Raw genomic sequence first — 1,426 nt, 5'->3', positions numbered from 1 at the left:
GCCAGCCGGCACCGACGGTTACTTGATAGTGAAACCCTGGTCTTTGCCATAGGCGGTCAATTGTTCCTGCCACGCGTCGAGCCCAGCGGCAAGGTCGCCCTTGTCGGCTATGGCCTTTCCAACCGTCTCGCTATAGCTGGAGTAGGCGAAGTCCATGTACGGCAGCCACTCGAATTCCGTGTCGACCGTTTCCGATACTTCCGAGAAGAGCCCGTTGACCTTCTGGCCCCCATAGAACTCGGATTCATCGTCCAGGAACTCCGGCGAGGAGAGCACCTCGGTGTGTGTCGGGAAGAGGAACTGCTCCGTCGCCAACATCATCGTCGAGGACTTGTCATGGTTGATCCACTTTGCAAGCTCATATGCCGCGACGGGGTTCTCCGTGGATTTCAGGACCGCGTCGGAGGACCCGCCCCAGTTGCCGGAAACACTCTCGCCTTCGCTGTACTGAGGCAGTTCCGCGGCCCGCCAGAGGCCGGAGGTTTCCCCGGCTGTGCCTTGGAGGAACACAGGACCCCAGGCGGCGGTAAGCCAGCCGGCGTACTTTCCGTTTGCCAGTCCTTGGTACCACTGGTCGGTGAAGTCCGGGTCGGTCGAGATGAGGTCCCTCTCGATCAGGTCCTGCCAGTAGCGCATCACCTCTTTGGCGCGTTCATCGTTGACGTTGACGGTCACCGTCTCTTCGCCGTCATAGCCGAAAGGCTTTAAGCCGGCCTGCCACAGCAGTCCGAGCGCCTGACCGGCTTGGTTTGGTGCGAGGTTGGAGATATAGGCATCTGTCTTCTCCCTGACCGCCTCCGCGTCTTTGGCATACTGCTCCCAGGTGGCCGCCGGTTCCGTCACGCCGGCCTTTTCGAGGATGTCCTTGCGGTACAGGTTTCCCATCGGTCCGGAGTCCTGAGGGATTCCGTAGACGGCTTCCCCTCGTGCAACTTGGTTCCACACCCACTCGGAGTAGTCGACTGATATATCGGAGGCACCATAGGGAGCGAGGTCGAGCAGGCTATCGGTCAGGGTGAAGGAGTCGATGTACTGGTATTCCATCTGCACCACATCGGGGGCGCCCTCGCCCGATTCGATGGCCGTTCTGAGCTTCTGGTAGTGCGGGGCGCCCTGTCCGGCATTGACGACCTTGACGTCAATAGCAGGGTATTCCTTCTCAAAAAGGGCAACCTCCTTCTCGATGTCGGGAACCCAAGTCCAAAACGTCAATTCGGTGGGCGTCTCCAGTGCCTTGTCGATTTCTTCCTGCGACGCCGGCTCCTGGGCGGTTTCTTCAGCAGGGCCAGCAGAACACCCGGGAAGGAGAAGCACTCCCGCTATCGCGCCTGCGCCCAGCCTCAGTGCTGTTCGTGATACAAGGTTGCGCATTGAATTCATCCTTTTGTTCGGCCCGCCGATGGTTAACGGCAGGGGTTGTGTTCAA

1 protein-coding gene is annotated in these 1,426 nt (G+C 59.7%); it reads right to left on the bottom strand.

Translation table 11 applies throughout. From position 1 onward, the window contains the following. Positions 1–18: 18 nt before the first annotated feature. Positions 19–1,371, bottom strand: a complete 1,353-nt coding sequence (locus Y708_RS0104350; RefSeq protein WP_028278980.1) for an ABC transporter substrate-binding protein — start codon at positions 1,369–1,371, stop codon at positions 19–21. Between the last annotated feature and the right edge of the window lie 55 nt (positions 1,372–1,426).

It is taken from the genome of Arthrobacter sp. H5, from assembly GCF_000520595.1.
Classification (GTDB): domain Bacteria; phylum Actinomycetota; class Actinomycetes; order Actinomycetales; family Micrococcaceae; genus Arthrobacter_D.
The sequence above is the reverse complement of the archived record's forward strand: the minus strand, read 5'-3'. Positions and strand labels throughout refer to the sequence as shown.